The organism is Paraburkholderia sp. J7 (assembly GCF_905220155.1).
In the GTDB taxonomy this organism is placed as follows: domain Bacteria; phylum Pseudomonadota; class Gammaproteobacteria; order Burkholderiales; family Burkholderiaceae; genus Paraburkholderia.
The window spans coordinates 152,332-175,306 of record NZ_CAJMYZ010000003.1; the positions used below are offsets into that span (position 1 = coordinate 152,332).

Consider the following 22,975-nt stretch of genomic DNA (forward strand, 5'->3'; position numbering starts at 1 on the left):
GCGTCACAGCGCGGCGGCTACCGCTTCGCCCAGCACAGTCGTGTTCGCCGTGCCACCCATGTCGGGCGTGCGCGGGCCTTCCACCAGCACCTTCTCGATGGCCTGCATGATCGCGTCGTGCGCGGCCTTGTATTGCGCGTCGCCGTTGCCGAGGAAGTCGAGCATCATCGCGCCCGACCAGATCATCGCGATGGGGTTCGCGATCTTCTTGCCGAAGATGTCGGGAGCGGAACCGTGCACCGGCTCGAACAACGAGGGAAACTTGCGCTCGGGGTTCAGGTTCGCCGATGCCGCCAGACCGATCGTGCCCGTGCATGCCGGGCCGAGGTCCGAAAGAATGTCGCCGAAGAGGTTCGATGCGACAACGACGTCGAAGCGATCGGGCTGCAGTACAAAACGCGCGCACAGAATATCGATGTGCTGCTTGTCCCACTTCACGTCGGGATACGTCTGCGCCATGGCCGCCACGCGCTCGTCCCAGTAGGGCATGCTGATCGAGATGCCGTTGGACTTCGTGGCCGCCGTGAGCTGCTTGCGCTTGCGCTGGTTCGCAAGCTCGAACGCGTACTTGAGAATGCGGTCCACGCCGTGACGCGTGAACACCGACTCCTGCAACACGAACTCACGCTCGGTGCCTTCGAACATCTTGCCGCCCACCGAGCTGTACTCGCCCTCGGTGTTCTCGCGCACCACGAGAAAATCGATGTCGCCAGGCTTGCGGTTGGCGAGCGGACACGGCACACCCGGCAACAGACGCACCGGGCGCAGGTTCACGTACTGGTCGAACTCACGGCGGAACTTCAGCAGCGAGCCCCACAGCGAAATGTGATCGGGCACCTTGTCGGGCCAGCCGACCGCGCCGAAATAGATCGCATCGAAGCCCTTGAGCGTTGCGAACCAGTCGTCGGGCATCATCTTGCCGTGCTGCAGGTAGTAGTCGCAGCTTGCCCAGTCGAAATGCGTGAATTCGAGCTTCAGGCCGAACTTCGCGGCCGCCGCCTCGACGACGCGCACGCCCTCGGGCATCACTTCCTGGCCAATGCCGTCACCGGCAATGGCGGCGATTTTGAATGTCTTGCTCATGCTGCGTTCTCCGTTTCTGTCTGTCGCGATGCGCCAGCATGCCTGAAAAACGGCGCGCGACCAGCCCCGCAGGCGTGGATAGATTCAACACGAAACGTGAATAATCGCACGAGTGCGCGCCACGGTCCATGCACGAGCCTGAATTCAGCGTCCGGCGATTTCCTGCCGATGCCCGATCTCGCCTACACTCTCGTTTGGCTCCACCGCGCCTTTCGCTGGACCGGCGCATATCCTGATCGACCGACTTATGTTCTCGCTTTCCGACACCCTTCCCTCCGACAAACCCGCCCTCTATGAATCGCTCGCTGCGCAGGCGCGCTCGCTGATCGAAGGCGAAACCGACGTCATTGCGAACGCGGCAAACTTCGCTTCGCTCGTGTTTCATTCGCTCGAAGGGCTGAATTGGGCGGGCTTCTATTCGTTCGACGGCACCGAGCTCGTGGTCGGTCCGTTCCAGGGCAAGCCGGCGTGCGTGCGCATTCCCATTGGCAAGGGCGTGTGCGGCACCGCAGCGGCCACGCGGCAAACCCAGGTGGTGCCCGACGTGCACGCGTTCGCGGGGCACATTGCGTGTGATTCGGCTTCGCAGTCGGAAATCGTCGTGCCCCTCGTCACGCCGGACGGCGAGCTGATCGGCGTCTGGGATGTGGACAGCCCGCATCTCGCGCGCTTCGACGAAGCGGACGCGAAAGGCATGGAGTTGCTGTGCCGCACGTTCGTCGAGTACGGCATGAAGCGGCGTTAAACGCGGTTAACAACCACGCTCAAGCGCGTTGCGCGATGTCTGCGGCAGCGCGCCGTGGTTGTGCCAGTGCAGCAATGCCAGCAAGGCGAGCACACCGAGAAAGGTCCAGGAGCCGTCCAGCCAGTGCCCCGTCAAAAGAAACGATGCGCTGAGGACAGCGAGACCGAGCGGGCACGCGTTCGACGCCTTTCGAACCATCAAAGTGAGCAGCATCGCAACATAGGCCACGGGCAGCAGGCCGAAGTGATGTTCCCACGCAATCGGCGAGGCTAGCGTGAACGTCACCCCCGCGCACAGGAAATCCAGCAGGCTCGATGCCTCGCCGCGCGGCGGCCTCACGAGCGCTGCCGCGATCAGGATGACCGACGTGGCGAGCGTACCCAGGTAGACGACCGGTTGATACGGCGGGAACCCGTGGACATCGAACACGTTCACGTCACCCTGCGCGAACATCCGGTTGAGCAGACCGTTGAAAGACTGGTTGGCGATAAACGACTCGCCGGTGCGCGACAGTTCGTGCAACACCCGCAGATAGTCCAGATGGTTCTGCCAGCCGAAGGTGGCGACTGCCATGAGGTTGCCAGCCAGCGCCACGACACCCCACGCCAGCACGAAGCGCCACTCGCGCCGCCATGCGCCCCACACGAGGAACAGCGCGAGTTGCGGCTTGATCAGGCAGGCCAGACCAATCAGCATGCCCGCGGCGCTTTTGCGTCCCGCGAGCCAGGCAAGCGCGGCCGCTGAAAAGAGCGCATTGATCCACACCTGGATCTGCCCCAGTTCGAAGGCCTTGCCTGCGGGGTAGTACAGCAAGGTAGCGAGTGCCGCCATGATCCCGAGGTGCACCCGGAACGGGGCGTAGCGATCCTGACGAGCGGCGAGCTTCGCGGCGATCAGCGCATTGACAACACCATTGAACGCGATCACCCACCAGTTGATGTCGTTCAGCATGCCGTTGTTCAGCTTCACATCCATGCGCGCGAGCCAGTCGAACAGCAGCAGACTGCTCGGCGGGTACTGAAACTTGATGTGGTCGAGGAAGAAGAGTTGCTCGTAGAGCCGGCCGCCGGGATGCTGCGAGAACCAGTTCAACGCCGCCAGCATGGGGCCCCACGAATCGCCGTAATCGCCGGGGCGCACGAAATGGATCAGCCATCGAAACGCGTGGCCAAGCGCACCGGGGGTCTGGAAGTCATGCCAACGCCCGTTGCCGAGCCGGATGATCTCGTCGAAGACCGGCGAGACGACGAGCACGAAGAAGCAGAGGTAAATGATCTGGCGACGCACACGCGAATGTTTGCCGGAGGCTTTGTCCAGCGGTTGCAGACGCATATTTGAAATGATGTCCATGGAAGCCTTCGCGCTCAAATAATTAGCTAACAATATACTGTCCATAGATTTACAAATGTGCGACACCCAACTTGCCGGTAAGGTGCTGCGTTGCCTGGCCAACCTATGTTTGTGCGTGCTGCTCCGCCAGCGCGGCGAGCGCTTTTTCCACACGCCGCAGGACTGCGCCCCAGGCGCCGTTCTCGCCCTGGCGAAAAAGCCGCGCCGTTGGATACCACGGCGAATCTTCCCGGTCTCCGAGCCAGCGCCAGCACGCCGCATAGCGCGACAGCACCCACACCGGCTTGCCGAGCGCTCCGGCCAGGTGCGCGATCGAGGTGTCCACGGTAATCACGAGATCGAGATTCGCGACGATCGCGGCGGTATCGGCGAAATCGCGCACGTCGTCCATCGGGTCGAACGGACGCAAGTCAGCGGGAATCCCGGCGAGTTGTGGCCGCGTCGTCGCGCCGAGTTGCAGGCTCACGAATGTCACGCCCGGCGTGCCCAGCAGTGGCATGAACGCGCGTGCGTCGAGCGAGCGGCGCTGGTCGATGGCGTTTGAACTTGCCTCGTCCTCGCGCGGATTGCCGGCCCATACGAGCCCGACCTTCAGGGCCCCAGCGGGCAGCCGCCTGCGCCACGCCTGCGCCTGCGGCGCGAGCGCATGCAGATACGGCACGGGCGCCGGAATCGACGCGACCGTGGTGCCAAAACGCAGCGGCAGGCTCATCGTCAGGCACCAGAAGTCGTGGCGCTCAATACGCCCCTGGCCGTTCAACGGGATCACGCGGTCGGCGCCCGCGAGCGTTTCGAACAACCGCGTGAGCGCCGGCGCGCAGGCAATGCTCACCTGCGCCGCGCCCAGCGCCTTGAGCATCGGCACGTAGCGGCAGAATTGCAGACAGTCGCCGAGGCCCTGTTCCGGCCACACGAGAATCGACTTGCCCGCGAGCGCTTCGCCTTGCCACTGCGGATACGGCACGGGCGGCCGGCCGACGCCGCCCTCGCCTATCGACGGATCGTGGCGCGCTTCGTACAACGGCCAGGCCGCCTCGTACGCGCCCAGACGCAGCAGCGGCAACGCCAGGTTCACGCGCGCCGCCGCGTAGTCGGGACGCAGCGCGAGCGCGCGCTGATACGGCTCAATCGACGCCTCGATCTGGCCGAGTTGCCAGAGCGCGTTACCCAGGTTGTTGTGGACTTCGGCATGCCTGTCGTCCAGCGCGAGCGCCCGGCGGCATGCGGCCTCCGAATCAGGCAGGCGGTTCATCTCCTTGTACAGCAGGCCCAGGTTGTTCCATGCCGCGACGTGATCCGGATACTGCCCGAGCACCGCAAGATACGCGGCTTCGGCCTGCTCGAGGCGGCCCCGACGCCACATCAGCACGCCCTGATTGAGCAGCGCTCCGGCATGATGCGGTTCGATCTCCAGCGCGCGTGAGAGCTCGGCTTCGGCTTCATCGGCGCGGGCATCGTTCATCAGCGCGAGGGCCAGGTTGGCGCGTGCAGGCACGTCGCCGGGGTGGATCGACAGTACTCGCTGGTACGCGTGGCAGGCGGCGGTGAAATGTCCGCGACGGCACAACCACGCGCCGAGTGCGGCGTACGCCTTGGCCTGCGCCCCGGGCGTGGCGAACGGCGGCGACGCGTGGTGCTGTGCGCCACCGGCGAGCGTGCGGGCCGCCAGATCGAGGGCCCTTGCGTCAGCGGGCTGGGCTTCCAGCACGCGTTCGAGCGCGCCGAGCGCGGCTTCGTGCCGGCCCGCCGTGTGCGCCGTCAACGCGTCAAGCCAGGCGGCGTCTGCGGCCGGTGTGTGAGCTACGGACATGTTCATCGGCGTTCTCATGAGAGGCAAAGCGCTTGTGGCCCGACATCGCTCAATCTATGGACGTCTCATCGTCATGAACATTGGCGAAGTCCGAAAACGCGATATCGGGCCCACTCGCGCCCTTATACTGGCTGCTCTCGTCGCCGCCGTTGCGCGCGGCGCCCTGTCCGATCCTGGCCGAGCGTCCCGCGCAGCCGCATGTGATCTTGCGCGTCGCCACGCTCGACGACGACCCCGGCGCACGCCCCGAGTTCCATATCTGGACCTCGCACGACGTGCCCTGGCTCACCGATGACGGCGAAACGCCGCATCATCCCGAATGGGCAACGTGAGTGCTTCGACACATGCTCAGGAAACCGAATCGTCTTGCGCGTGCGCCTTGACGAAGTCGACGAACGCGCGCAACGGCCCCGGCAGGTGCCGCCGTCCCGGATAGTAGAGAAAGGGCCCTGGAAACGAGACGTCCCAGTCGTCGAGCAAGCGCACGAGCGCGCCGCTTCGGATATGCGGCAGCAACATCTCCTCGAACAGATACACCACGCCTACGCCGTCGAGCGCCATGTTGATCAGCAAGTCGAGCGCGGCGCCGGGACGCACGACGAGCGGCGTGGGCGGGTCGAGGCGCAACACTTCGCCATTGCGCTCGAAATGCCACAGCGGCAGTGCGCCGCCCGCGAACTGCACGCGCAGGCAGGCGTGCCCGAGCAGCTCGCGCGGATGTTCGGGCTGCCCGTGCGCCGCGAGATACGCGGGCGAAGCGGCCGTCGCGAAGCGCTCCACGCGTGGGCCGATGGGAATCGCGATCATGTCCTGCTCGAGCCGCTCGTCGTAGCGGATACCGGCGTCGCAGCCGATCTGCAGCACGTCGACGAAGCCGTCCTCCACCACGACTTCCACGCGGATCTCGGGATACGCGCGGTGAAACGGCGCGAGCACGCCGGGCAGAATGGTGCGCGCCGCGCTTGCGGGCACGTTCAGCTTGAGCGTGCCCGCGGGCTTTTCGCGGTAGCCGTTGAGCACGTCGAGCGCCGCTTCCATCTCGCTGAAGAGCGGCGTGATCGATTCCAGAAGCCGCTGGCCCGCCTCGGTCGGCGCGACGCTGCGCGTGGTGCGGTTCAAAAGGCGCAGCCCGAGCTTCGCCTCCAACCGGCGCACCGCGGCGCTCAGGCTCGACGCCGAGACGCCGCCCACCCGCGCGGCATCGCGAAAGCCACCCGCGCGCGCCACTGAAACGAAAGCGGCCAGATCGTTCATTTCCATCGGCATCGTTCACCCCGCGTTTTTCGAACCCATTGTTCGAAATCATGCACAGCCTGTTCTGATCAGATGGGATTATCGGACAATTCGAACGCGCCCATACTGCGGGCATTCGTCAACCGAGGAGTACGCAATGCCGAACCGCAAACCCGCAAGCACGTATGAACTGGCCGGCCGTCAGGTGAACCGCATGGGCTACGGCGCCATGCAACTGGCCGGGCCCGGCGTGTTCGGGCCCCCGAAGGACCGCGCACAGGCCGTCGCGGTGCTGCGCGAGGCGCTGGCGCTGGGCGTCGATCACATCGACACGAGCGACTTCTACGGCCCGCACGTGACGAACCAGATCATCCGTGAAGCGCTGCACCCTTATGCGCAAAACCTCACGATCGTCACCAAGGTGGGCGCCGTGCGCGACGACAAGGGTGCCTGGCTACCGGCTCTCGAGCCCGCCGACATCGAGCGCGCCGTGCACGACAACCTGCGCAATCTGGGTCTCGAAGCACTCGATGTGGTCAACCTGCGCATCATGGGCGATGTTCACAAGCCCTCCGAAGGGCCCGTGGAAAAGCAGGTCGAAACGCTTGCCCGGTTGCGCGAGCGCGGCCTCGTGCGCAACGTGGGCATGTCCAACGCCACCGCTGCGCAGATCGCGGCGGCGCAGCGGCTCGTGCCCATTGTGTGTGTGCAGAACCACTACAACCTCGTGCACCGCGACGACGACGCGTTGATCGACGCACTGGCCGCGCAGGGCATTGCCTACGTGCCGTTCTTTCCGCTCGGCGGCTTTACGCCGATCCAGTCGTCAGCGCTTGCGTCGATCGCCGCTCGCCTCGAAGTCACGCCGATGGCGCTCGCGCTCGCGTGGCTCCTGCGGCGCTCGCCCAATATTCTGCTGATTCCGGGCACGTCCACGCTTTCGCATCTGCGCGAAAACGTGGCGGCAGCGCAGATCGATCTGGACGGCGAAGTGATCACGGAACTCGATGCGATCGGCAGCAGCGGCGGCGCAGCCGCGCACGCCTGAGCGCCAGGCCGTCACGCCATGTCGGCCGTCTCCAGCTTGTTTGCCAGCGCGTCGCGAATGAGCGCGACCGGCCGCACGAGGCGCCCCGGCAGCGCCCCGTGCACGAGCCACACGTTCAGGCCCGAGCGGAAGTCGGTCGCGTCGATGACCTGCAGCTGGTCGCGCAGCGGACTGCGCGCGAGCGCCTGCGGCGCGGCGAGCCCGACGCCCATACCGCGTGCGACCAGCGAAAGCTGCAGCTCCGAGCCGAACGCCTCGACCGCCACGTTGAACGGCAAACCCGCCATGCCCATGGCGCGGCTCAGCGCCGAGCGCATCCCGCAGCCGTCCTGGTTCAGCACCCACGGGTGATGGGCGAGCGCGGCGAGCGTGGTGGGCTCGTCGGGCAAGCCGAACGAGCGCGCCGCGACGACGAGGGTCGGCGTATAGCCAAGCTGGGTCGCGACGACACTCTCCGGCGGCGCAACGGCGGCGGGCAGCAGGATGACCGCCGCATCGAGCCGTGCGCGCTCGACTTCGTCGAGCAGCCCCGGCGACCAGCCCGCCCTCACGCGCAGCGTGAGCTTCGGAAACTCGCCACGCAATTGATCGACGGGCTGCTCGAGCGCCAGCTCCGAGAGAAACGGCGGCACACCGAGCTTGAGCTCGCCAGTGGGTTCGGTCTCCGGCGAAGCGACCGACATCAGGTCGTCGACCGCTCTCAGGACCGAGCGCGCGAGGCTGTACACCTCGTTGCCAGCAGCCGTCGGTTTGAGGGGCTTGCTCTGGCGGTCGAGCAACTCGACGCCGAGCGTCGTCTCCAGGTTCTGCACGCGGCGCGTGAGGCCCGGCTGCGTGAGGAACAGCCGCTCCGAAGCCCGCACGAGCGAGCCGCTTTCGACCACCGCCACAAAGGCTTCCAGATCTCGCGTGTTCACAACGACTCCGCATAAAGATTATCGCGATAATTCAATTGTCGCATAACGTGAGGCTCCCTACGATACCTGGACCTGCCACGTTGCGGAGCCAATCGATGGAGCACCCCGCTCAAACCTGTACGCGCGTGATGGCGCACGAAGCCACCCCCGCGAGTCACGGCACGCTCACGCTGCCGATGACGCTGTTCTTCGCCGCCGCTGTCGGCGTGATCGTCGTCAATCTCTCGGCGGCTCAGCCGCTCGCCGGGCTCGTGAGCCATTCGCTGCATCTGCGCCCGCAGTTCGTCGGCGCGGTCGCCATGCTGCCGCAACTCGGCTACGCAGCCGGCCTGTTGCTGCTCGTGCCGCTTTGTGATTTGCTCGAAAACCGGCGCCTGATTTTCCGCACGCTCCTCGCCTGCTCCGCCTTTCTTGCCCTCGCCGCGCTGGCGCGCTCGGGCCCACTCTTTCTCGCCGCCGCGTTCCTCGCGGGAGCGACCTCCAGCGTGATCCAGATGCTCGTGCCGATGGCCGCCTCGATGGCGCCCGAAAGCCATCGCGGGCAGGCGGTAGGCAATGTGATGAGCGGCCTGATGCTGGGCATTCTGCTGTCGCGGCCGCTTGCCAGCCTGATTGCGGGAACGCTGGGCTGGCGTGCGTTCTACGGTATCGAAGCGGCAGCGGATGCCGTGCTCGCCATGGTCCTCTTCCTGCGCACGCCGCGCCGCATGCCGGCGGTGACCGCACACTACGCCGATCTGCTCTATTCGCTCTGGACGTTGCTGCGCACCGAACGCGTTCTGCGGCGCAGCGCTTTCCTCGCGTCGCTCGCGTTGGGGGCGTTCTCGGCGTTCTGGACCGCCGTTGCCCTGCTGCTGTCGCAGCCGCCGTTTTCGCTGGGCATGAACGGCATTGCCGCATTTGCGCTGGCCGGCGCGAGCGGCGCGATCGTCACACCGCTCGCGGGCCGGCTGGGCGACCGTGGCGCGGGGCGCGCGGTGCAATACGCCGCACACGCGACGATGCTCGGCGCGGTCGTGCTGCTGGGTGTGGCGGGCGCGGGCTGGGGCGGCTTTTCGCCCGCCGCGCACCCCGTGCTGGCGCTGGGTCTGCTCGTTGCGGGCGCAGCCGTGCTCGATGCGGGCGTCATCGCCGACCAGACGCTCGGGCGGCGCGCCATCAACCTGCTGAACCCCGCCGCGCGCGGGCGGCTCAACGCGATTTTCGTGGGAATGTTCTTTATCGGCGGCGCGGCCGGCGCGCTCATCGCCGGCGCGGCGTGGGCCTCGGCGCGCTGGAGCGGCGTGTGTTTCGTCGCCCTCGGCTTCACGGTAGCCGTTGTCGCGCTCGGCTTCGTTTATCGCGCGTCGCCAGCCTCTACCCGCTAGCGCGCCCCCGGCGCACCAATGAAAAAGCCGCGGCTCTTCAGCCGCGGCTTTCATGTATCTGAATTGCCACTCGCGTATCCACTCCACGGTCGATCCGTCACGCGCGCGGCAAGGCGCTCACGCCTGCTGATCCGACCCGTCCGCGGACTGCGCGGTGTTGTCGTCGGCAGGCTTTTCTTCTTCCTTCTTTTCGACTAGCTGCTCGACTTCCTTGGCGCCCTCGAAACCGGCAACCGCCGCTGCCGCCTTGGTCAGAAAGCCCGCATTTGGATCGAGCTTCTCGGCGCCTTCCACTGCGGCCACCGCACCGGCAATTTCACCCACCTTGTCCAGAATGCCCATATCACCCCTCCAGTTGAAACCCGCTCCGGGCTGACGAGGCGATGTCTCGCCTCCCGTGCGCCGCACCTTCCATCCAGCGAGCGCGCCGCTTCATTGTGTGCCTGCTGAATGGCCGCATCAATCACTAACTCATTAATCTGACAATGATTAACGATTCCATATACGAACGTATATTGCGACGAGTCAATAGTTTGACTATAGTGAAATTGTCTCCTCCATGTCTCCTCCTGATATGGATTCAGCCCGCAATCGCTGCGGGCTTTTCTTTTTCCCGCGTTGCGCTTTGGTCCGCTGCTCGCCTTGCTCCGGCCTGCGGGCCGCAACCAGGCGCGCGGCGTCCGCTGGCATAATTCACCCTTCGCCGTTTTCCCGCCCACTTACACTTCGCCGCTGCAATGAATCTGCATACCTGGTGGCTGTTCCTCGTCACCGTCTTCGTCGTCTGCGCCATCCCCGGCCCCAACATGTTGCTCATCATGTCCCACGGCGCGCAGTACGGATTGCGCCGCACGAGCGCAACCATGGCCGGCTGCCTTTCCGCACTGGTCCTGATGCTGGCCGTCTCCGCAGCCGGACTCGGCGTGTTCCTGCAGGCGTGGCCGACCATGTTCAACGCGCTTCGATTCATCGGCGCCGCGTACCTCGTCTATCTGGGCATCAAGGCTTGGGGCGCGCCCGTGCCCGAGGCCGCCGCCGACGTTGCCGAGCGTGTGGCCGCGCGCCCCGTGCGCTCGCCGCTTGCGCTCTACCGCAACGGCTTTTTCGTCGGCGGCAGCAACCCGAAGGCGATCCTTTTCGCGGCGGCGCTCCTGCCGCAGTTCATCGACGCGACCCGCCCCGTGCTGCCGCAGTTCGGCGTGCTCGTTGCGACTTTCGCCGTGTGCGAAGTGAGCTGGTATCTCGTTTATGCGGGTTTCGGCACGCGCATCGGCGCAACGCTCAAGAGCCGGCGCGTGGCGAAAGCCTTCAATCGTGTGACGGGCGGGGTGTTTGTCGGCTTCGGCGCGATGATGGCTTTGCTTCGCCAGTAAGGCCGGTCAGGCGGCGCGGCGTCTAGCACGCTTGCGCGACCATCGCGCTTCTCCTACGCTTTTTTCGTCGTCTTTCCGCTTCGAGCCTGCGATGAAGTCCCATCGGCACACCATCTTCACGGCGCTGCTCGCCGCCGCCCTGTTCGGCATCACCACGCCGCTCGCCAAGGCGCTGCTCGGCAGCGTGTCGCCTTTCATGCTCGCGGGGCTCTTCTATCTCGGCAGCGGCTCGGGGCTCGCGGTCGTCCTGCTATTACGCCGACTCTCGGCGCGCCGTGGCGACTCGGCACCCGCACACTATCCGCTGCGCCTCGCCGAATTGCCATGGCTCGCCGGCGCGATCGCCGCGGGCGGCGTGGCGGCTCCCGCCCTGCTCATGCTCGGCCTGAACACGACGCCCGCCGCCACGAGCGCGCTGCTGCTGAACCTGGAAGGCGTGCTGACGGCGCTCATCGCATGGGTCTGTTTTCGCGAAAACTTCGATGCGCAGATTGCGCTAGGCATGCTGGCGATCGTGGCGGGCGGCGTGCTGCTCTCCTGGCCCGGCACGCATGCCGGCGCGGTGTCCGGCGTTGCGGCGGGCATCGCGCCTGGCTCGCTGCTCGTCGCGCTAGCGTGCCTGTGCTGGGCCATCGACAACAACCTCACCCGCAAGGTCTCGACCAATGACGCGATGGTCGTGGCCTGCACCAAAGGGCTCGTGGCCGGTCCGGTGAATATCGCCATTGCGCTCGCCGCGGGTGCGCACTGGCCCGCCTGGCAGGCAACCGGCGGCGCCATGGCCGTGGGGTTCGCGGGCTATGGCGTGAGCCTCGTGCTCTTCGTCGTCTCGCTGCGCCATCTCGGCACCGCGCGCACGGGCGCCTACTTCTCCGTGGCGCCGCTCTTCGGCGTGGCGCTTTCCTTGCTGCTGTGGCCGGAGCGCCCGGCGCTCGCTTTCTGGCTCGCGCTTGCGCTAATGGCGTTTGGCGTCTGGCTGCATGTGCGCGAGCGGCATGACCACACGCACACGCACGAGCCGCTCGAACACACCCACGCTCACCGGCACGATGAACACCATCAGCACGAGCACGATTTCGCGTGGGACGGCACGGAGCCGCACACGCATGCGCACCGTCACGCGCCGATCACGCATAGCCACGCGCACTACCCCGACGTGCACCATCGGCACGCGCATTGACGACGGGACGAGTCGCCGCCGCATCCTCTGAAAGCGACGTCAAGATTTCCCAGGACCACCGCGCTTTGCGCGCGCACGATGCACTCGTCATAAAAACGAAGGAGGCAAGTGCCATGGCTACCGTGTACCGGGACATTCTCGTTGAAGCCGCGGCGGATGACGTATGGGCCGCGCTGCGCGATCCCGCCAACGTCGCACACGTATTCGCCGGCGTGCTGACCGAGGCGCGCATGGAAAACGACATACGCTGGGTCACGTTTGCCAACGGCACGGTGATCGAAGAACGCGTGATAGGCGTCGACGACGCGCACATGCGCCTCGCCTACACCGTGGGCGGCGGACGATTCGAGCATCATCACGCGACGCTCCAGGTGATGCCGGATTCGCCGCAACGTTGCCGCGTGGTCTGGATCAGCGACTTCAAGCCCGACGAGCGGATCCAGATGGTCGAGCCGCTCACGGATGCGGGTTGCGAGGCGCTCAGGCGCAATCTCGGCCGGCGATAGGAGTGGCCGCCGGGTAGCCGTCGTGGCGGCCACGGCGCGCGCCTGGACGTTTCCTCCGCGCGCCCAGGAGACGGGTGTCATTCACGCCAATGGCGGATGTTTTCCAGTTGCGCTGGCCAAATTCGAGCGCGGTGGCTGGGTTCGACAGTTAGTTGCGTAAATGAAAATTCGCCAAGCTTGTGCGAGTCCGGTCCAGCCGCGGCGCGGCGGCGAAACGGACTGTGCGACGGCGCCCATACCGGCACGCCATTTGCGCTCAGAATAGTGTCAGATGATTCGACAACGGGAGCGGCAATGCGGGCAGGAAAATTAACGTTGGCTGTGCAATGCATGACGGTCTGCGCAGGCCTTGCGGGAACACCGGCTTCACACGCCGCAGGCACCTTCGACGGCAATTGGAACGTGACGCTCACCTGCCCCAAAGGTGCCGCGGGCACATCCGGCTACCGCTATCAATTTCCGGCCGAAATCCAGGAAAACGTCCTGCACGGTGAGCACGGCGAAAGAGATGCGGGTGGCTGGCTCACGCTGGACGGCAAGCTCGAACCCGACGGGTCGGCCACCCTCGTTGCCCAGGGTCTGACCGCACCATCGCCCTACGCGATGGGCCACGCCAACGCCAAAGCGCCCTATTCGTACGAAGTCAGCGCACAGTTCGACGCGACTTCAGGCAGCGGTTCGCGCACGACGGCGCGCAAATGCGACTTTGTGTTCGTAAAAGAATGACTGGCGCGGACGGCCGGCGGCGCGCACGAACCGGCGCCAGAAAAGAAAAAGCCCGCTTCAGAGAGCGGGCTGAATCCATATCAGGAGGAGACATGGAGGAGACGAGTGAAGTATAGGGTTTTCCCCTAAGCTGCGCAACTGTTTTTTTCACGGTTTTGCTGCAGCCTGTTTCGGCCCTTAATCGGCGTGCTTTTCTCTCTGAACCGCGCCGAAATGAAACGCAAGAAAAAGCCCCATGACGAGCGCGCCGGCCAGCACCGCGACGAGGTCTTCACGCGTGACAGGCTGTTCGAGCGGGCGCATGCCAAGCGCCACCGCGATCGCGATATTCACGAAGCCCCAAACCACGTTCACAACGGGCGACGAGTCGCCTCGCCCTCGCGGACGCGCGAAGGGCGTGGGAAAAGGCAGCCCCTGCAGGCCGGAAGCCAGATGCGGGATCGCGTTGCAAAAGAACGCACCGGCGAAAAAGAGCCAAACGTACGGCATGTCGTAACCTCGAACGGACCAACGGGAAGGGGCCGCGGGATGGCGGCATCAGCGGCGAGCGCCGCCTGAAATGCGAGGATATCCTCACAAATAATAGTAGAGAATCGCCTCGCATAAGTCAATTAATCCGGTTCGGCTGGAATGATTCCGCACGGCTAGATGCTTCTCGCTCGGCTAAAATCCCGCGTGCTAATATGCGAGGGATTCCTCTCATATCCTCGCATTAGAAGATTTCGTCATGACGCCTCCCACGCCTGTTGCGCAACCCGCGCGGCCAACTGAACCCAAACGCGAAAGGGGCCGCCAGCGGGTGGCCGCGATCATGGACGCCGCCGTCACCGTATTCACCGAGAAGGGTTACGACGCAGCCACCATGACCGAAATCGCGGCGCGCTCGTCCACGGCTACGGGCTCGCTGTACCGCTTCTTCCCCACCAAGGAGGCGCTGGCCGAGGCGCTGTTGCTGCGCTACGCGCAGCAGGCAAAGAACGGACTCGCCGAACTCGAGCAACAGGTCCCGGAAATGACACTCGAGGCCGTAGCCGATGCGCTCGTCGACTTCGTGCTGCTGTTGCAGTCGCAACGCAGCTTTGCCGTCGCTCTCGTCGACGCCCGCAGCGGCAGCGACGACCACCGCAAGCGTTTTCGCGAGGCGATGCGCTCAGGCGTGGCCGCCATCCTGGGCCGCGCGATCGCGCATCTCAAGCCGGCCAGGGCAAAAGTCATGGCAATCGTGCTGATCCACATGCTCAAGGGCGTCGCGAACATCGCCAACGAAGAACCCTCGGCGCGGGCCGTGCTGATGGCCGAGCTTCGCGATCTCGTGCGCCTGTATCTCGTTTCCGCTGCGCAGCGCGCTGACGGCAAATAGCCCGCTGACGCAGGAAAAACGGCGTCAGGCGCACATGATCTTTGTGCGCTACCATCGCTGCATGTCCGAACAACCGCTACCCGCCGCTGCCGGGCCGCTCTCCCAAAGCGCTTACGCCACCGCATTGGCGGGTGTGATCGCACTGCTCGCGTGGGGAGCGCTTGCCGCGCAAACCGACATTACGATTGAGCGCATGGTGCTGCGCGGGTTCGATACGTTCGAGGCCATCGGCCGGCTTTCGGCCTACCTGACCAATCTCACGGTGTTGCTCGTCGCGCTCACCTTCACCTGCATCGCGCTGCGCCTGCGTGCGTGGCCGGCACGCTTCTTCAGTGCTCCAGGCACAGTGAGCGCGGTAACGGTGTACATTGTCTTCGTTGGCATTGCTTACAATCTGTTGCTGCGTCATCTCTGGACGCCGCACGGCTATCGCGCGCTGCTCAACGAAAGCCTGCACACCCTGATTCCGCTGTTATGCGCGGCGTATTGGCTGCTGTTCGTGCCGCGCCTCACCCTTGGTGCTCGCGATCGCCTCGCCTGGCTCGTCTATCCGCTGGGCTATCTCGCCATCACCTTCTGGCGCGGCAGCGAGACGGACTTCTATCCTTATCCGTTCATCGACGTCGGGCAGCTCGGCTATGCGCACGTGCTCGTCAACAGCGCCTTGCTGCTCGCCGCCTTCATGGTGCTGATGGCGCTCTTCGTAGCGATCAACGCGAGAAGGCGCCCTGCCATCGTGGCAAACAACGGGCTCGGCTCAACGGACTTGCGGCGCCCCGACTAACTTGCCGTTTCTCGATCAAATCCATGCCTGTCTATATCGCCCTTCTGCGCGCCGTGAATGTCGGCGGAACCGGTAAGCTCCCGATGCCCGAACTTCGCGACATGTGCGAAGCGCTCGGGTTCACGCACGTGCGCACTTATATCGCGAGCGGCAACGTGGTGTTCGAGAGCCGGCTGGCCGAAGCATCGGTGAAAAAGAAGCTCGAGCAGAGCCTGGAGGCTTATGCCGGCAAGTCCGTTGGCGTTGTGGTGCGCACGGCCACGGAATTCGCCGCGGTGCTGCAAGGCAATCCGTTTCCGGCTGCCGCGCCCGATCGCACGGTCGCCATCTTTCTCGACATACCGCCGCCCGCGGACGCACTCGACCATGTGAGCGGCCAGAACGCAGAAGAATTGCGCCTGGGTGAGCGCGAGATCTATGTGTTTTACAAGGACGGCATCGGGCGCTCGAAGCTCAAAATCGCTGCGGCGAAGGCTGGAACGGCGCGCAACATGAATACCGTGGCGAAGCTTCTGGAAATGGCGCAAGCATGAGCGCCACCTGAATCGCGGTGCGGGCCGCTCTTCAACAACCCAAAGAAAAATCCATGATTACCTGCTACCTGCGTTACGTCATCGATCCATACCGGCTCGAAGAATTCGAAACGTACGCCAAAATGTGGATTCCGCTCGTCGAAAAATTCGGCGGCACGCATCACGGCTACTTTCTGCCCTCCGAAGGCGCCAACAATATCGCGCTCGCGCTCTTTTCGTTTCCAAGCCTCGCGGCCTATGAAACGTACCGCGCCGATTCGATGCAAGACGCCGAGTGCCAGGCCGCGTTTCGTTATGCCGCCGATACGCGTTGTATCGTGAGCTACGAGCGCAGCTTTTTCAGGCCGGTGTTGTCATAACCGGCATTGCACAAGCGCTACGCATCACCCCCTGCCCGCCGCCGTAGCCAACGCCGCCTGCTGCACCTCCCCACTCGCCTGCCCCGGATCGCCCTTGCTCGTATCGTGCAAGCGATCCGGAATGAAAAGCGCCATCACGCCGCTCAGGAAAAACACCGCGCCAACCACAAGAAAGCCCATGCCGATCGAAAACTGCGTTGCGATATAACCGATCACAACAGGCGCCGCGCCCGAACAAAAACGCCCCACGTTATACGAGCCGCCAACAGCCGTGCCGCGAATACGCGTTTCGAAGCTCTCCGACATGAACGTGCCGATCGTGCCCAACGGCACGCCATAGAGAAAGCCGAACACGAGCATCAGCCACGCGATGTTTTCGCGGGTGTGCAATAGCACGATGACGGGCAGAAAGACGGCCGCGCCGATACAGCCGAGCACGTACACGCCGCGCCGGCTCCAGCGGTCGCCCAGCCAACCCGCCACGATCTTGCCGATGAACGCAACGACCCACGTCGCGGTCATGTACCCCGTCATCGCGCTGAATTTGATGTGCAATTCGCTCTCCAGATACGTGGGCAGCCAGTTGTTCAGGCCGTAGAACCCGGAGAGCGCAAACACGGAAGCAAGCGACCAGAAGATGAACATCCTGCGCGCCTGGCGGTCCGCGAAAATCAATGCGTAGCGGTTGTCGTGCCAGCGGCGGCCGCTTGGGCGCGACGCGGCCTCGCTCATGCGCCAGCTCGGCGGCTCGGGCACGAAGAAGTGAATCGCCACCGCGAGCACCACGGGCGCAGCCGCCATGTAAAACAGCATGCGCCAGCCATATTGCGGCAGGATCCAGGTGCTGAGGGCGATCACGGTGATATAGCCCGCCGAAATCGCTGTTTGCAGCACGCCAAGTATCAGCGAGCGCCGCGCCATGGGCACGTACTCGGCCACGAGCGTGCTCACCAGCACCATGCAGCCAATACCCATCGAGCTGATGAAGCGCACCACTGCGAATTCGAGGAAGCTGTGCGTGAGACCGAGCAGGCCCGCGCCCACCGAGAACAGCATCATCGCCCAGACCACCACGCGCACACGACCGAACGAGTCGCTCGCCCAGCCGCCCAGAATGCCGCCAATCGCCATGCCGAGCAGCGTCAGGCTGCCGAGCGCGCCCGCTTCGACATTGGTCAAGCCGAATTCAGTCTTGATGCGCGTGAGCGTGAGGCCGTACATCATGACGTCCGCGCCGTCCACCAGCAGCGCGAGATAGCCGAGCGCGAAGACGAGCAGCCAACGGTTGGCGTTTCCTGCGGATGTCGTTGTGTTCATCAACAAAGGTCCTGCAATCAAAGGCTTGAATGGGCTGCAAAAGACATGCCGTGCGCAACTAGCGCAGGCGCGAGAAACGCGCCCAGCAGCAGGCCCGTTTCTTCGTGCTGCGAGGTGTACCAGCCCTCCACGTGTGTCAGGTTCATCGTGCCGACACAGCGGCCATCATAGGCAACCGGTATGTTCAGAATCGAGCCGAGGCCCATCGCCGTCATCACCGCGTGATCGTCGAAGGCTTCACGCAGGCCTTGCGGCGTCGTGGCGCGAAACGGTTCGAGGTCCGAAAGAATGCGTTGCGCCCACGGCGTGCCGCTTTTCTTCTTGCGTCCGCCCGGCGGGTACACGTCCGGCATGTTCGTGAACAGGCGCTCCACCTCCTGCTTCCCGGCGTCGTAGGCCATGATGGTGAAGAGGCGAAAACCGATCGCTTCGGCGGCGACGGCACACACTTCGCGAAAAATCGCCTCCGGTTGCCCCGGCTGACGAGTCACGCGCGAAAGGTGCGTGAGATCGGCGAGTTCGCGCTGCAGCGCACGGAGTTCGTTGACGTGGGAAAGAGGCGTTTGCATGGGACGTATGGGAGTAAGCATGGCGTGCACTCAGCCGCGCAGCCCGTCGCGGGCGAGCGGCTTGTGCGTGTCGAAGCCCGCCTGCGCGCCGCTCGCCTCGATGTCTTCGAGCGAGCGATTGCGGGTTTCGATGCCAAGGAAGAACACCACGCACGCGCCCGCCAGCAGCACGGTGGTCGTCATGGCGAACACGCCGAAAAAGCCGAACGCCGGGTACACGAGCCCAACCAGAATGGGTGCGCTCACCGAGCCGATCCGACCGAACGACGACGAAGAGCCCGTGCCGGTCGTGCGCACGGCCGTAGGGAAGACCTCCGGCGTATAGGCATAGACGCCCGCAAAAGCGCCATTCATGAAGAACGAGAGGCACACGCCTGCCACCGTGATCTGCACGCCTGTATGCGAGAAAGCCAGCGCAATCGCGGCAAGGCCGCCGAGCGTCATGTAAGAGGCCACGACGCCTTTGCGGCCAATGCGTTCGTTGAGCCACGCCGCCGAGAAGTAGCCGGGAATCTGCGCACCGTAGATGGCGATCGAATAGCCAAAGCTCTTCGTGAGCGTCAACCCTTCCTTGACCAGCAGGCTCGGAATCCACGAGAAGAACGAGTAATACGCGAAGGCGACGGAAAACCACATCAGCCAGCTCACCGCCGTCGTGCCCACGAGCCGGCGCGAGAACAGCGTCAGCACGTTTTGCAGCGCACTGCCACTGCCCTGCGCCGCGGCCGGAATCGCGCCTGGCGAGCCAACCGGCGCCAGTGCAATGCCCTCTTGCTCGAAGCGCGACTCGATGGCCCGCACGATAGTGTCGGCCTCGGCGGAGCGTCCGCGGCTTTCGAGCCAGCGCGGCGACTCGGGCAGCGTTCTGCGCCACCAGAGCAGCATCACCACCGGCAGCGAGGTCAACACGGCGAGATAGCGCCAGCCGTCTGCGAAATTGCGCACGACGGTATAGCCGAGAATCGATGAACTTAGATATCCGAACGACATGAAGCCGACGAGCGCGCCACAGAACATGCCGCGATAGCGACGCGGTACGAATTCCGCGAGAAACGGCGCGATCACGACCGTTTCCGCGCCCGAACCAAAACCCGCGAGTATGCGCAGCGCGAAAAACGTGTGCCAGTCTTGCGCGGTGGCGCTCGCCATGGATGCCGCGCAATAGATGGCCAGCGCGCTCATCATGATGCGGCGTCGGCCGATCACGTCGGCCAGCACGCCGGAGAGGAACGCACCGAAAAAATAGCCGATATACGTGCTGCTGGCGACGAGTCCCGTTTCGGCGCTCGTCAAATGCCAGAGCTTGCTCACGACTGGCAGCAAGAAAGCAAGCGACGACGAGTCCAGCCCGTCGAACATATAGCCAAGCCCGCCGATCAGCAGCAGTTTGCGGTGGAAGCCAGCGAGCGGCAGTCTTTCGAGTCGGGCAGCGACGGTGGACATGGTCAGTCGGTTCCGGTTGAGCGTGGCACGTGTTTAGCGGCCAATCGCGTAGGCCTGCATCTGGCGCGGCGTGGCCGCGCTGCGCATCAGGCCGTTGCGGATGCCCACCGCGCAGACGCGCCCGAGCCCCCACGGCTCGGCCACGGTGAGGTCGTGGCCACGTGCGCGCAGTTCGGCGAGCGTGGCCTCGGGAAAGCGCGACTCGGCCGACATCTTGCCGAGCTGCATCGAGCGCGGATAGAACGAGCCGGGGAAATGCGCCGTCTGGAACGAAGGGGCGTCCACGGCGGCCTGCAGGTTCATGCCCGCATGCACGTGACGCAGGAACAGCTGCATCGACCACTGATCCTGCTGATCGCCGCCCGGCGTGCCGAACGCGGCATAGGGCTTGCCCTCGCGCGTGACGAGCGTGGGCGAGAGCGTCGTGCGCGGACGGCGGCCAGGACCGAGCGACGAAGGCAGGCCCGCTTCCATCCAGAACATCTGCGCGCGCGTGGTGATGTTAAAGCCGAGGCCGGGCACCGCGGGCGACGCCTGCAGCCACCCGCCCGATGGCGTGGCCGACACCATGTTGCCCCAGCGATCGACCACGTCGAGATGCACGGTGTCGCCGCGCAATTCGGGCAGCGGCGCGAACGTCGGCTCGCCCTGGCCGAAGCCGCCGGGCTGCTGCCGCCCCGCGTTCGCCAGAATGCGCGCCGCGCGCGCTTCGCTGTCGAGCAGCGCGCCCGGACGGAATTCGAATGAGGCCTTGTGCGGATCGACAAGACGGCGGCGCTCGTCGTTGTAGGCGTCGCTTAGCAGCGTCTCCATCGGGATGTTCGCAAAGCGCGGATCGCCGTAGAACACGTCGCGGTCGGCAAATGCGAGCTTCGACGTTTCGATGACGGTGTGGACGAAATCCGGACCGAACGGGTCCATCGCGTCCAGATCGAAGCCCTTGAGCAGCGCGAGCTGTTGCAGGAACATCGGCCCCTGACCCCACGGTCCGGTCTTGTGCACACGCAGGCCCTGATAGTCGTACGAGAGCGCTTCCTCGTAAGTGGGCTCCCAGCGCGCGAGATCGTCTGCATTGAGCAGGCCGCGATTGCGGCGGCCCGAAGTGTCGAGCACGTCGGTCGAGCGGAAATACTGGTCGATGGCGTCGGCCACGAAGCCGCGGTAGAACGCCGAACGCGCGAGTTCGCATTGTTCCGCGCGATCGCTTTTCGCGCTCGCCTCGCGCAGGATGCGGCGGTACGTGGCCGCAATGGCGGGATTCGCAAACAGCTCGTTCGGTGCAGGCGCGTCGCCGTTGCGCAGCCACTGCTCGGCGGAGGTCGTCCATTCGCTGAGAAAGAAGTCCTTGATCGCGAGAATCGACGCGCACATGCGCGGCAGCACCGGATAACCGTGCTCCGCGTAGCCGATCGCGTAGCTCAGCACGTCTTCGAGCGGCAGTTGCCCGTAGTCGCGCAGCATCGTCATCCATGCGCCGAACGCGCCCGGCACCACGGCGGGCAGCAAGCCGGTGCCCGGCACGACTTCGAGCCCGAGCGCGCGCATGCGCTCGATCGTCATGGCCGCGGGCGTCACACCCTGGCCGCACAACACGCGCACGCGGTCTTCCCGCGCGCTGTAGAACACGACCGGCAACTCGCCGCCGGGACCGTTGAGATGCGGCTCGACGATCTGCAGCACGAAGCCGGCTGCGGCGGCCGCGTCGAACGCGTTGCCGCCCTTCTCGAGCACCGCCATCGCCGACGCGCTGGCAAGCCAATGCGTGGAGGCCACCATCCCGAAGGTCCCGATCAGTTCCGGACGCGTTGTAAAAGACATCTTCCACTCCCTGTGCGAATGGTTCGATTTTTTCGAACCATTCACTATTGGTTCCAAAATCCTTCACGATCAGCTTACGAAGGAAGATTTTTGGCCGCACCCGGTGTTAACCCTTAAATTTGCCCGCCTACCCCAGCTTTCGTCAGTCCCTGAGACCTCGTTGCTTGCGCGCCGCAACCTGGCTGCTAGAATCGAACCAATCCTTAATGGTTCACATCGCATCATGGAAAGATCCGCGCTCGACAGCCTGCTTGCCTACATCGCACAACACCGGTTGAAAGACGGCGACGCGTTGCCGCCCGAGCGCAAGCTCGCCGAGGACCTGAGCGTGAGCCGCCGGGAACTGCGCGCGGCGCTTGCCTCGCTGGAGGCGTCGGGCCGAATCTGGCGCGGCGTGGGACGCGGCACCTACCTGGGCGCGCGGCCGCTGAAGTTCGCGCCCACGCTGCGCGGCCTGCGCTCGCGCACGAGCCCGGCCGACATCGCGGAGATGCGCCTCATGTTCGAACCGGCATTAGCCGGTCTTGCCGCGGCGAAGGCCACGCCCGAGGATCTGACCGAGCTGGAGAAGTGCGCGAAAAGAAACGCGACGGCGAAAAACGATGAGGAGTGGCAACTATGGGACCAGCGCTTTCACCTGCTGATCGCGCAGGCCTCGCGCAATCCCGCGATCATTGCCCTCATGGAAGTGATCAACGGCATGCGGGTCAAGCCAACCCAGCGTGAGAAGACCACGGACCAGGCTACGCGCCATCATTTCGCGCAGCAGCACCAGTCCATCGTCGATGCGATTCTCGAGCGCGACGGCGAAACCGCCGCGCGCTGCATGCGCGAGCATCTGCTGAACGTGCAGGGATACGGTTCGCCGCATTGACTGCGGAAATGCCAACGCGTCGAGCGCTCACTTCACCGTGGCCGCCGCGGCCTTGCATGTTACGGCGTCCTGATCTCCCGTGCCACCGCTGCAGCCGATCGCTCCGATCAACTTGCCGTCCTCGACCAGCGGGAAGCCACCGGGCGAAGCCACGAGCCCATGGTCGAGTGTGGCCACGTAGGCATGACCGCTCTCGAACTGGTTGTAGAAAACGCGCGTCTCGCGGCGAAAGCGCGCGGAGGTGCGCGCCTTGTTCTGGGAAACCTCGACGGAGGCGTATTGCGCGCCATCCATGCGTTCGAACGCGACGAGATCGCCATGTGGATCGACCACGGCGATATTCATTTTCCAGTCGTGCTTGCGCGCCTCGGCTTCTGCGAGCGCGAGCAGATGCTTCGCCGCATCGAGCCCGATAGGCAAACCGTAAGGAATATCGTAAGGCATGCGCTCCGGCACAGCGGCATCCGGCGGCGTGGAAGCTGACGTTTGAGCCTGCACGGTGGTTACAAAGACGAGACAGGCTGTGGCTGCGATCTGAACAGAGTGATGCATTGCCCCCTCCTACGTCGGCGGGCCCGGG

General features: G+C 64.8%; 25 protein-coding genes. 13 read left to right on the forward strand and 12 right to left on the reverse strand.

The window, feature by feature from the left end:
• Positions 1–3: 3 nt before the first annotated feature.
• Positions 4–1,083 (reverse strand): tartrate dehydrogenase, encoded by a 1,080-nt coding sequence (locus tag U5A58_RS06170; RefSeq protein ID WP_321960732.1) that lies wholly within the window; start codon positions 1,081–1,083, stop codon positions 4–6.
• A 247-nt stretch (positions 1,084–1,330) separates the two neighbouring features.
• Here U5A58_RS06170 and U5A58_RS06175 point away from each other — a divergent pair, with 247 nt between their 5' ends.
• On the forward strand, positions 1,331–1,828 hold the full coding sequence (locus U5A58_RS06175) for a GAF domain-containing protein (RefSeq protein WP_415774176.1): 498 nt from the start codon (positions 1,331–1,333) through the stop codon (positions 1,826–1,828).
• 6 nt (positions 1,829–1,834) lie between these two features.
• Here the strand turns inward: U5A58_RS06175 and U5A58_RS06180 are convergent, their stop codons facing one another.
• Together U5A58_RS06180 and U5A58_RS06185 are read right to left on the reverse strand one after the other, a co-directional pair.
• Positions 1,835–3,244, reverse strand: a complete 1,410-nt coding sequence (locus tag U5A58_RS06180; RefSeq protein WP_321960733.1) for a glycosyltransferase family 87 protein — start codon at positions 3,242–3,244, stop codon at positions 1,835–1,837.
• Between the two features lie 37 nt (positions 3,245–3,281).
• Positions 3,282–4,994 (reverse strand): tetratricopeptide repeat protein, encoded by a 1,713-nt coding sequence (locus U5A58_RS06185; RefSeq protein WP_321960734.1) that lies wholly within the window; start codon positions 4,992–4,994, stop codon positions 3,282–3,284.
• Between the two features lie 74 nt (positions 4,995–5,068).
• Between U5A58_RS06185 and U5A58_RS06190 the strand changes: the two genes are divergently transcribed.
• Positions 5,069–5,320, forward strand: a complete 252-nt coding sequence (locus U5A58_RS06190) for a hypothetical protein (RefSeq protein ID WP_321960735.1) — start codon at positions 5,069–5,071, stop codon at positions 5,318–5,320.
• 16 nt (positions 5,321–5,336) lie between these two features.
• Here U5A58_RS06190 and U5A58_RS06195 read toward each other — a convergent pair whose 3' ends face one another.
• Entirely contained in the window at positions 5,337–6,248 is a 912-nt protein-coding gene (locus U5A58_RS06195) for a LysR family transcriptional regulator (protein ID WP_321960736.1), read from the reverse strand.
• Between the two features lie 130 nt (positions 6,249–6,378).
• Here U5A58_RS06195 and U5A58_RS06200 point away from each other — a divergent pair, with 130 nt between their 5' ends.
• Positions 6,379–7,269: an aldo/keto reductase family oxidoreductase gene (locus U5A58_RS06200; protein WP_321960737.1), complete on the forward strand. Its 891-nt coding sequence runs from the start codon at positions 6,379–6,381 to the stop codon at positions 7,267–7,269.
• 11 nt (positions 7,270–7,280) lie between these two features.
• On the opposite strand, the gene U5A58_RS06205 is transcribed toward U5A58_RS06200, so the two are convergent.
• Positions 7,281–8,186 (reverse strand): LysR family transcriptional regulator, encoded by a 906-nt coding sequence (locus U5A58_RS06205; RefSeq protein WP_321936503.1) that lies wholly within the window; start codon positions 8,184–8,186, stop codon positions 7,281–7,283.
• Between the two features lie 95 nt (positions 8,187–8,281).
• On the opposite strand from U5A58_RS06205, the gene U5A58_RS06210 reads away from it, so the two are divergent.
• Positions 8,282–9,553, forward strand: coding sequence for an MFS transporter (locus tag U5A58_RS06210; protein WP_415774177.1), 1,272 nt, complete (start codon positions 8,282–8,284; stop codon positions 9,551–9,553).
• 117 nt (positions 9,554–9,670) lie between these two features.
• Here the strand turns inward: U5A58_RS06210 and U5A58_RS06215 are convergent, their stop codons facing one another.
• Complete coding sequence (locus tag U5A58_RS06215; RefSeq protein ID WP_321909886.1) at positions 9,671–9,895, reverse strand: hypothetical protein; 225 nt, start codon at positions 9,893–9,895, stop codon at positions 9,671–9,673.
• A 395-nt stretch (positions 9,896–10,290) separates the two neighbouring features.
• On the opposite strand from U5A58_RS06215, the gene U5A58_RS06220 reads away from it, so the two are divergent.
• The 4 genes from U5A58_RS06220 to U5A58_RS06235 all read left to right on the forward strand — a co-directional run bounded on the left by U5A58_RS06220 (position 10,291) and on the right by U5A58_RS06235 (position 13,338).
• On the forward strand, positions 10,291–10,926 hold the full coding sequence (locus U5A58_RS06220) for a LysE family translocator (RefSeq protein ID WP_233888711.1): 636 nt from the start codon (positions 10,291–10,293) through the stop codon (positions 10,924–10,926).
• A 91-nt stretch (positions 10,927–11,017) separates the two neighbouring features.
• The gene (locus U5A58_RS06225) at positions 11,018–12,106 is read left to right on the forward strand and encodes a DMT family transporter (protein WP_321960738.1); all 1,089 of its coding nucleotides are present in this window, start codon (positions 11,018–11,020) and stop codon (positions 12,104–12,106) included.
• 113 nt (positions 12,107–12,219) lie between these two features.
• Entirely contained in the window at positions 12,220–12,612 is a 393-nt protein-coding gene (locus U5A58_RS06230) for an SRPBCC family protein (RefSeq protein ID WP_321960739.1), read from the forward strand.
• Between the two features lie 294 nt (positions 12,613–12,906).
• Positions 12,907–13,338 (forward strand): hypothetical protein, encoded by a 432-nt coding sequence (locus U5A58_RS06235; RefSeq protein ID WP_321960740.1) that lies wholly within the window; start codon positions 12,907–12,909, stop codon positions 13,336–13,338.
• 177 nt (positions 13,339–13,515) lie between these two features.
• Here the strand turns inward: U5A58_RS06235 and U5A58_RS06240 are convergent, their stop codons facing one another.
• Positions 13,516–13,827 carry a hypothetical protein gene (locus tag U5A58_RS06240; protein ID WP_321960741.1) on the reverse strand — a complete coding sequence of 104 codons (312 nt, stop codon included), beginning with the start codon at positions 13,825–13,827 and terminating at the stop codon, positions 13,516–13,518.
• 238 nt (positions 13,828–14,065) lie between these two features.
• On the opposite strand from U5A58_RS06240, the gene U5A58_RS06245 reads away from it, so the two are divergent.
• From U5A58_RS06245 to U5A58_RS06260, 4 genes are all read left to right on the forward strand, one after another.
• Positions 14,066–14,698 carry a TetR/AcrR family transcriptional regulator gene (locus U5A58_RS06245; protein WP_321960742.1) on the forward strand — a complete coding sequence of 211 codons (633 nt, stop codon included), beginning with the start codon at positions 14,066–14,068 and terminating at the stop codon, positions 14,696–14,698.
• Between the two features lie 61 nt (positions 14,699–14,759).
• Positions 14,760–15,482: a Pr6Pr family membrane protein gene (locus U5A58_RS06250; protein WP_321960743.1), complete on the forward strand. Its 723-nt coding sequence runs from the start codon at positions 14,760–14,762 to the stop codon at positions 15,480–15,482.
• Positions 15,483–15,505: 23 nt separating this feature from the next.
• Positions 15,506–16,015 carry a DUF1697 domain-containing protein gene (locus U5A58_RS06255; RefSeq protein ID WP_321960744.1) on the forward strand — a complete coding sequence of 170 codons (510 nt, stop codon included), beginning with the start codon at positions 15,506–15,508 and terminating at the stop codon, positions 16,013–16,015.
• A 53-nt stretch (positions 16,016–16,068) separates the two neighbouring features.
• Positions 16,069–16,374, forward strand: a complete 306-nt coding sequence (locus tag U5A58_RS06260) for an NIPSNAP family protein (protein WP_321910005.1) — start codon at positions 16,069–16,071, stop codon at positions 16,372–16,374.
• A 24-nt stretch (positions 16,375–16,398) separates the two neighbouring features.
• Here U5A58_RS06260 and U5A58_RS06265 read toward each other — a convergent pair whose 3' ends face one another.
• Genes U5A58_RS06265 through U5A58_RS06280 form a run of 4 tightly spaced genes read right to left on the reverse strand, consistent with a single transcriptional unit; the run spans position 16,399 to position 21,521 of the window.
• Entirely contained in the window at positions 16,399–17,691 is a 1,293-nt protein-coding gene (locus U5A58_RS06265) for an MFS transporter (RefSeq protein WP_321960745.1), read from the reverse strand.
• A gap of 17 nt (positions 17,692–17,708) precedes the next feature.
• Positions 17,709–18,260, reverse strand: a complete 552-nt coding sequence (locus tag U5A58_RS06270; RefSeq protein ID WP_321960746.1) for a GAF domain-containing protein — start codon at positions 18,258–18,260, stop codon at positions 17,709–17,711.
• Positions 18,261–18,290: 30 nt separating this feature from the next.
• Complete coding sequence (locus U5A58_RS06275) at positions 18,291–19,703, reverse strand: MFS transporter (RefSeq protein WP_321960747.1); 1,413 nt, start codon at positions 19,701–19,703, stop codon at positions 18,291–18,293.
• Between the two features lie 33 nt (positions 19,704–19,736).
• Positions 19,737–21,521, reverse strand: a complete 1,785-nt coding sequence (locus U5A58_RS06280) for a gamma-glutamyltransferase family protein (RefSeq protein WP_321960748.1) — start codon at positions 21,519–21,521, stop codon at positions 19,737–19,739.
• Here U5A58_RS06280 and U5A58_RS06285 point away from each other — a divergent pair.
• On the forward strand, positions 21,466–22,395 hold the full coding sequence (locus tag U5A58_RS06285; RefSeq protein WP_321960749.1) for a FadR/GntR family transcriptional regulator: 930 nt from the start codon (positions 21,466–21,468) through the stop codon (positions 22,393–22,395). The genes U5A58_RS06280 and U5A58_RS06285 overlap by 56 nt on opposite strands.
• Positions 22,396–22,422: 27 nt before the next feature.
• Here the strand turns inward: U5A58_RS06285 and U5A58_RS06290 are convergent, their stop codons facing one another.
• Positions 22,423–22,947 (reverse strand): heme-binding protein, encoded by a 525-nt coding sequence (locus tag U5A58_RS06290; protein ID WP_321960750.1) that lies wholly within the window; start codon positions 22,945–22,947, stop codon positions 22,423–22,425.
• Between the last annotated feature and the right edge of the window lie 28 nt (positions 22,948–22,975).

Coding starts and splice junctions, on each gene's coding strand:
- U5A58_RS06170 (WP_321960732.1), bottom strand. CDS start 1,083: ATGAGCAAGACATTCAAAATCGCCGCCATTGCCGGTGACGGCATTGGC.
- U5A58_RS06185 (WP_321960734.1), bottom strand. CDS start 4,994: ATGAACATGTCCGTAGCTCACACACCGGCCGCAGACGCCGCCTGGCTT.
- U5A58_RS06210 (WP_415774177.1), top strand. CDS start 8,282: ATGGAGCACCCCGCTCAAACCTGTACGCGCGTGATGGCGCACGAAGCC.
- U5A58_RS06275 (WP_321960747.1), bottom strand. CDS start 19,703: ATGTCCACCGTCGCTGCCCGACTCGAAAGACTGCCGCTCGCTGGCTTC.
- U5A58_RS06280 (WP_321960748.1), bottom strand. CDS start 21,521: ATGTCTTTTACAACGCGTCCGGAACTGATCGGGACCTTCGGGATGGTG.
- U5A58_RS06195 (WP_321960736.1), bottom strand. CDS start 6,248: ATGGAAATGAACGATCTGGCCGCTTTCGTTTCAGTGGCGCGCGCGGGT.
- U5A58_RS06175 (WP_415774176.1), top strand. CDS start 1,331: ATGTTCTCGCTTTCCGACACCCTTCCCTCCGACAAACCCGCCCTCTAT.
- U5A58_RS06225 (WP_321960738.1), top strand. CDS start 11,018: ATGAAGTCCCATCGGCACACCATCTTCACGGCGCTGCTCGCCGCCGCC.
- U5A58_RS06250 (WP_321960743.1), top strand. CDS start 14,760: ATGTCCGAACAACCGCTACCCGCCGCTGCCGGGCCGCTCTCCCAAAGC.
- U5A58_RS06255 (WP_321960744.1), top strand. CDS start 15,506: ATGCCTGTCTATATCGCCCTTCTGCGCGCCGTGAATGTCGGCGGAACC.
- U5A58_RS06220 (WP_233888711.1), top strand. CDS start 10,291: ATGAATCTGCATACCTGGTGGCTGTTCCTCGTCACCGTCTTCGTCGTC.
- U5A58_RS06245 (WP_321960742.1), top strand. CDS start 14,066: ATGACGCCTCCCACGCCTGTTGCGCAACCCGCGCGGCCAACTGAACCC.
- U5A58_RS06260 (WP_321910005.1), top strand. CDS start 16,069: ATGATTACCTGCTACCTGCGTTACGTCATCGATCCATACCGGCTCGAA.
- U5A58_RS06290 (WP_321960750.1), bottom strand. CDS start 22,947: ATGCATCACTCTGTTCAGATCGCAGCCACAGCCTGTCTCGTCTTTGTA.
- U5A58_RS06235 (WP_321960740.1), top strand. CDS start 12,907: ATGCGGGCAGGAAAATTAACGTTGGCTGTGCAATGCATGACGGTCTGC.
- U5A58_RS06215 (WP_321909886.1), bottom strand. CDS start 9,895: ATGGGCATTCTGGACAAGGTGGGTGAAATTGCCGGTGCGGTGGCCGCA.
- U5A58_RS06240 (WP_321960741.1), bottom strand. CDS start 13,827: ATGCCGTACGTTTGGCTCTTTTTCGCCGGTGCGTTCTTTTGCAACGCG.
- U5A58_RS06270 (WP_321960746.1), bottom strand. CDS start 18,260: ATGCAAACGCCTCTTTCCCACGTCAACGAACTCCGTGCGCTGCAGCGC.
- U5A58_RS06265 (WP_321960745.1), bottom strand. CDS start 17,691: ATGAACACAACGACATCCGCAGGAAACGCCAACCGTTGGCTGCTCGTC.
- U5A58_RS06230 (WP_321960739.1), top strand. CDS start 12,220: ATGGCTACCGTGTACCGGGACATTCTCGTTGAAGCCGCGGCGGATGAC.
- U5A58_RS06200 (WP_321960737.1), top strand. CDS start 6,379: ATGCCGAACCGCAAACCCGCAAGCACGTATGAACTGGCCGGCCGTCAG.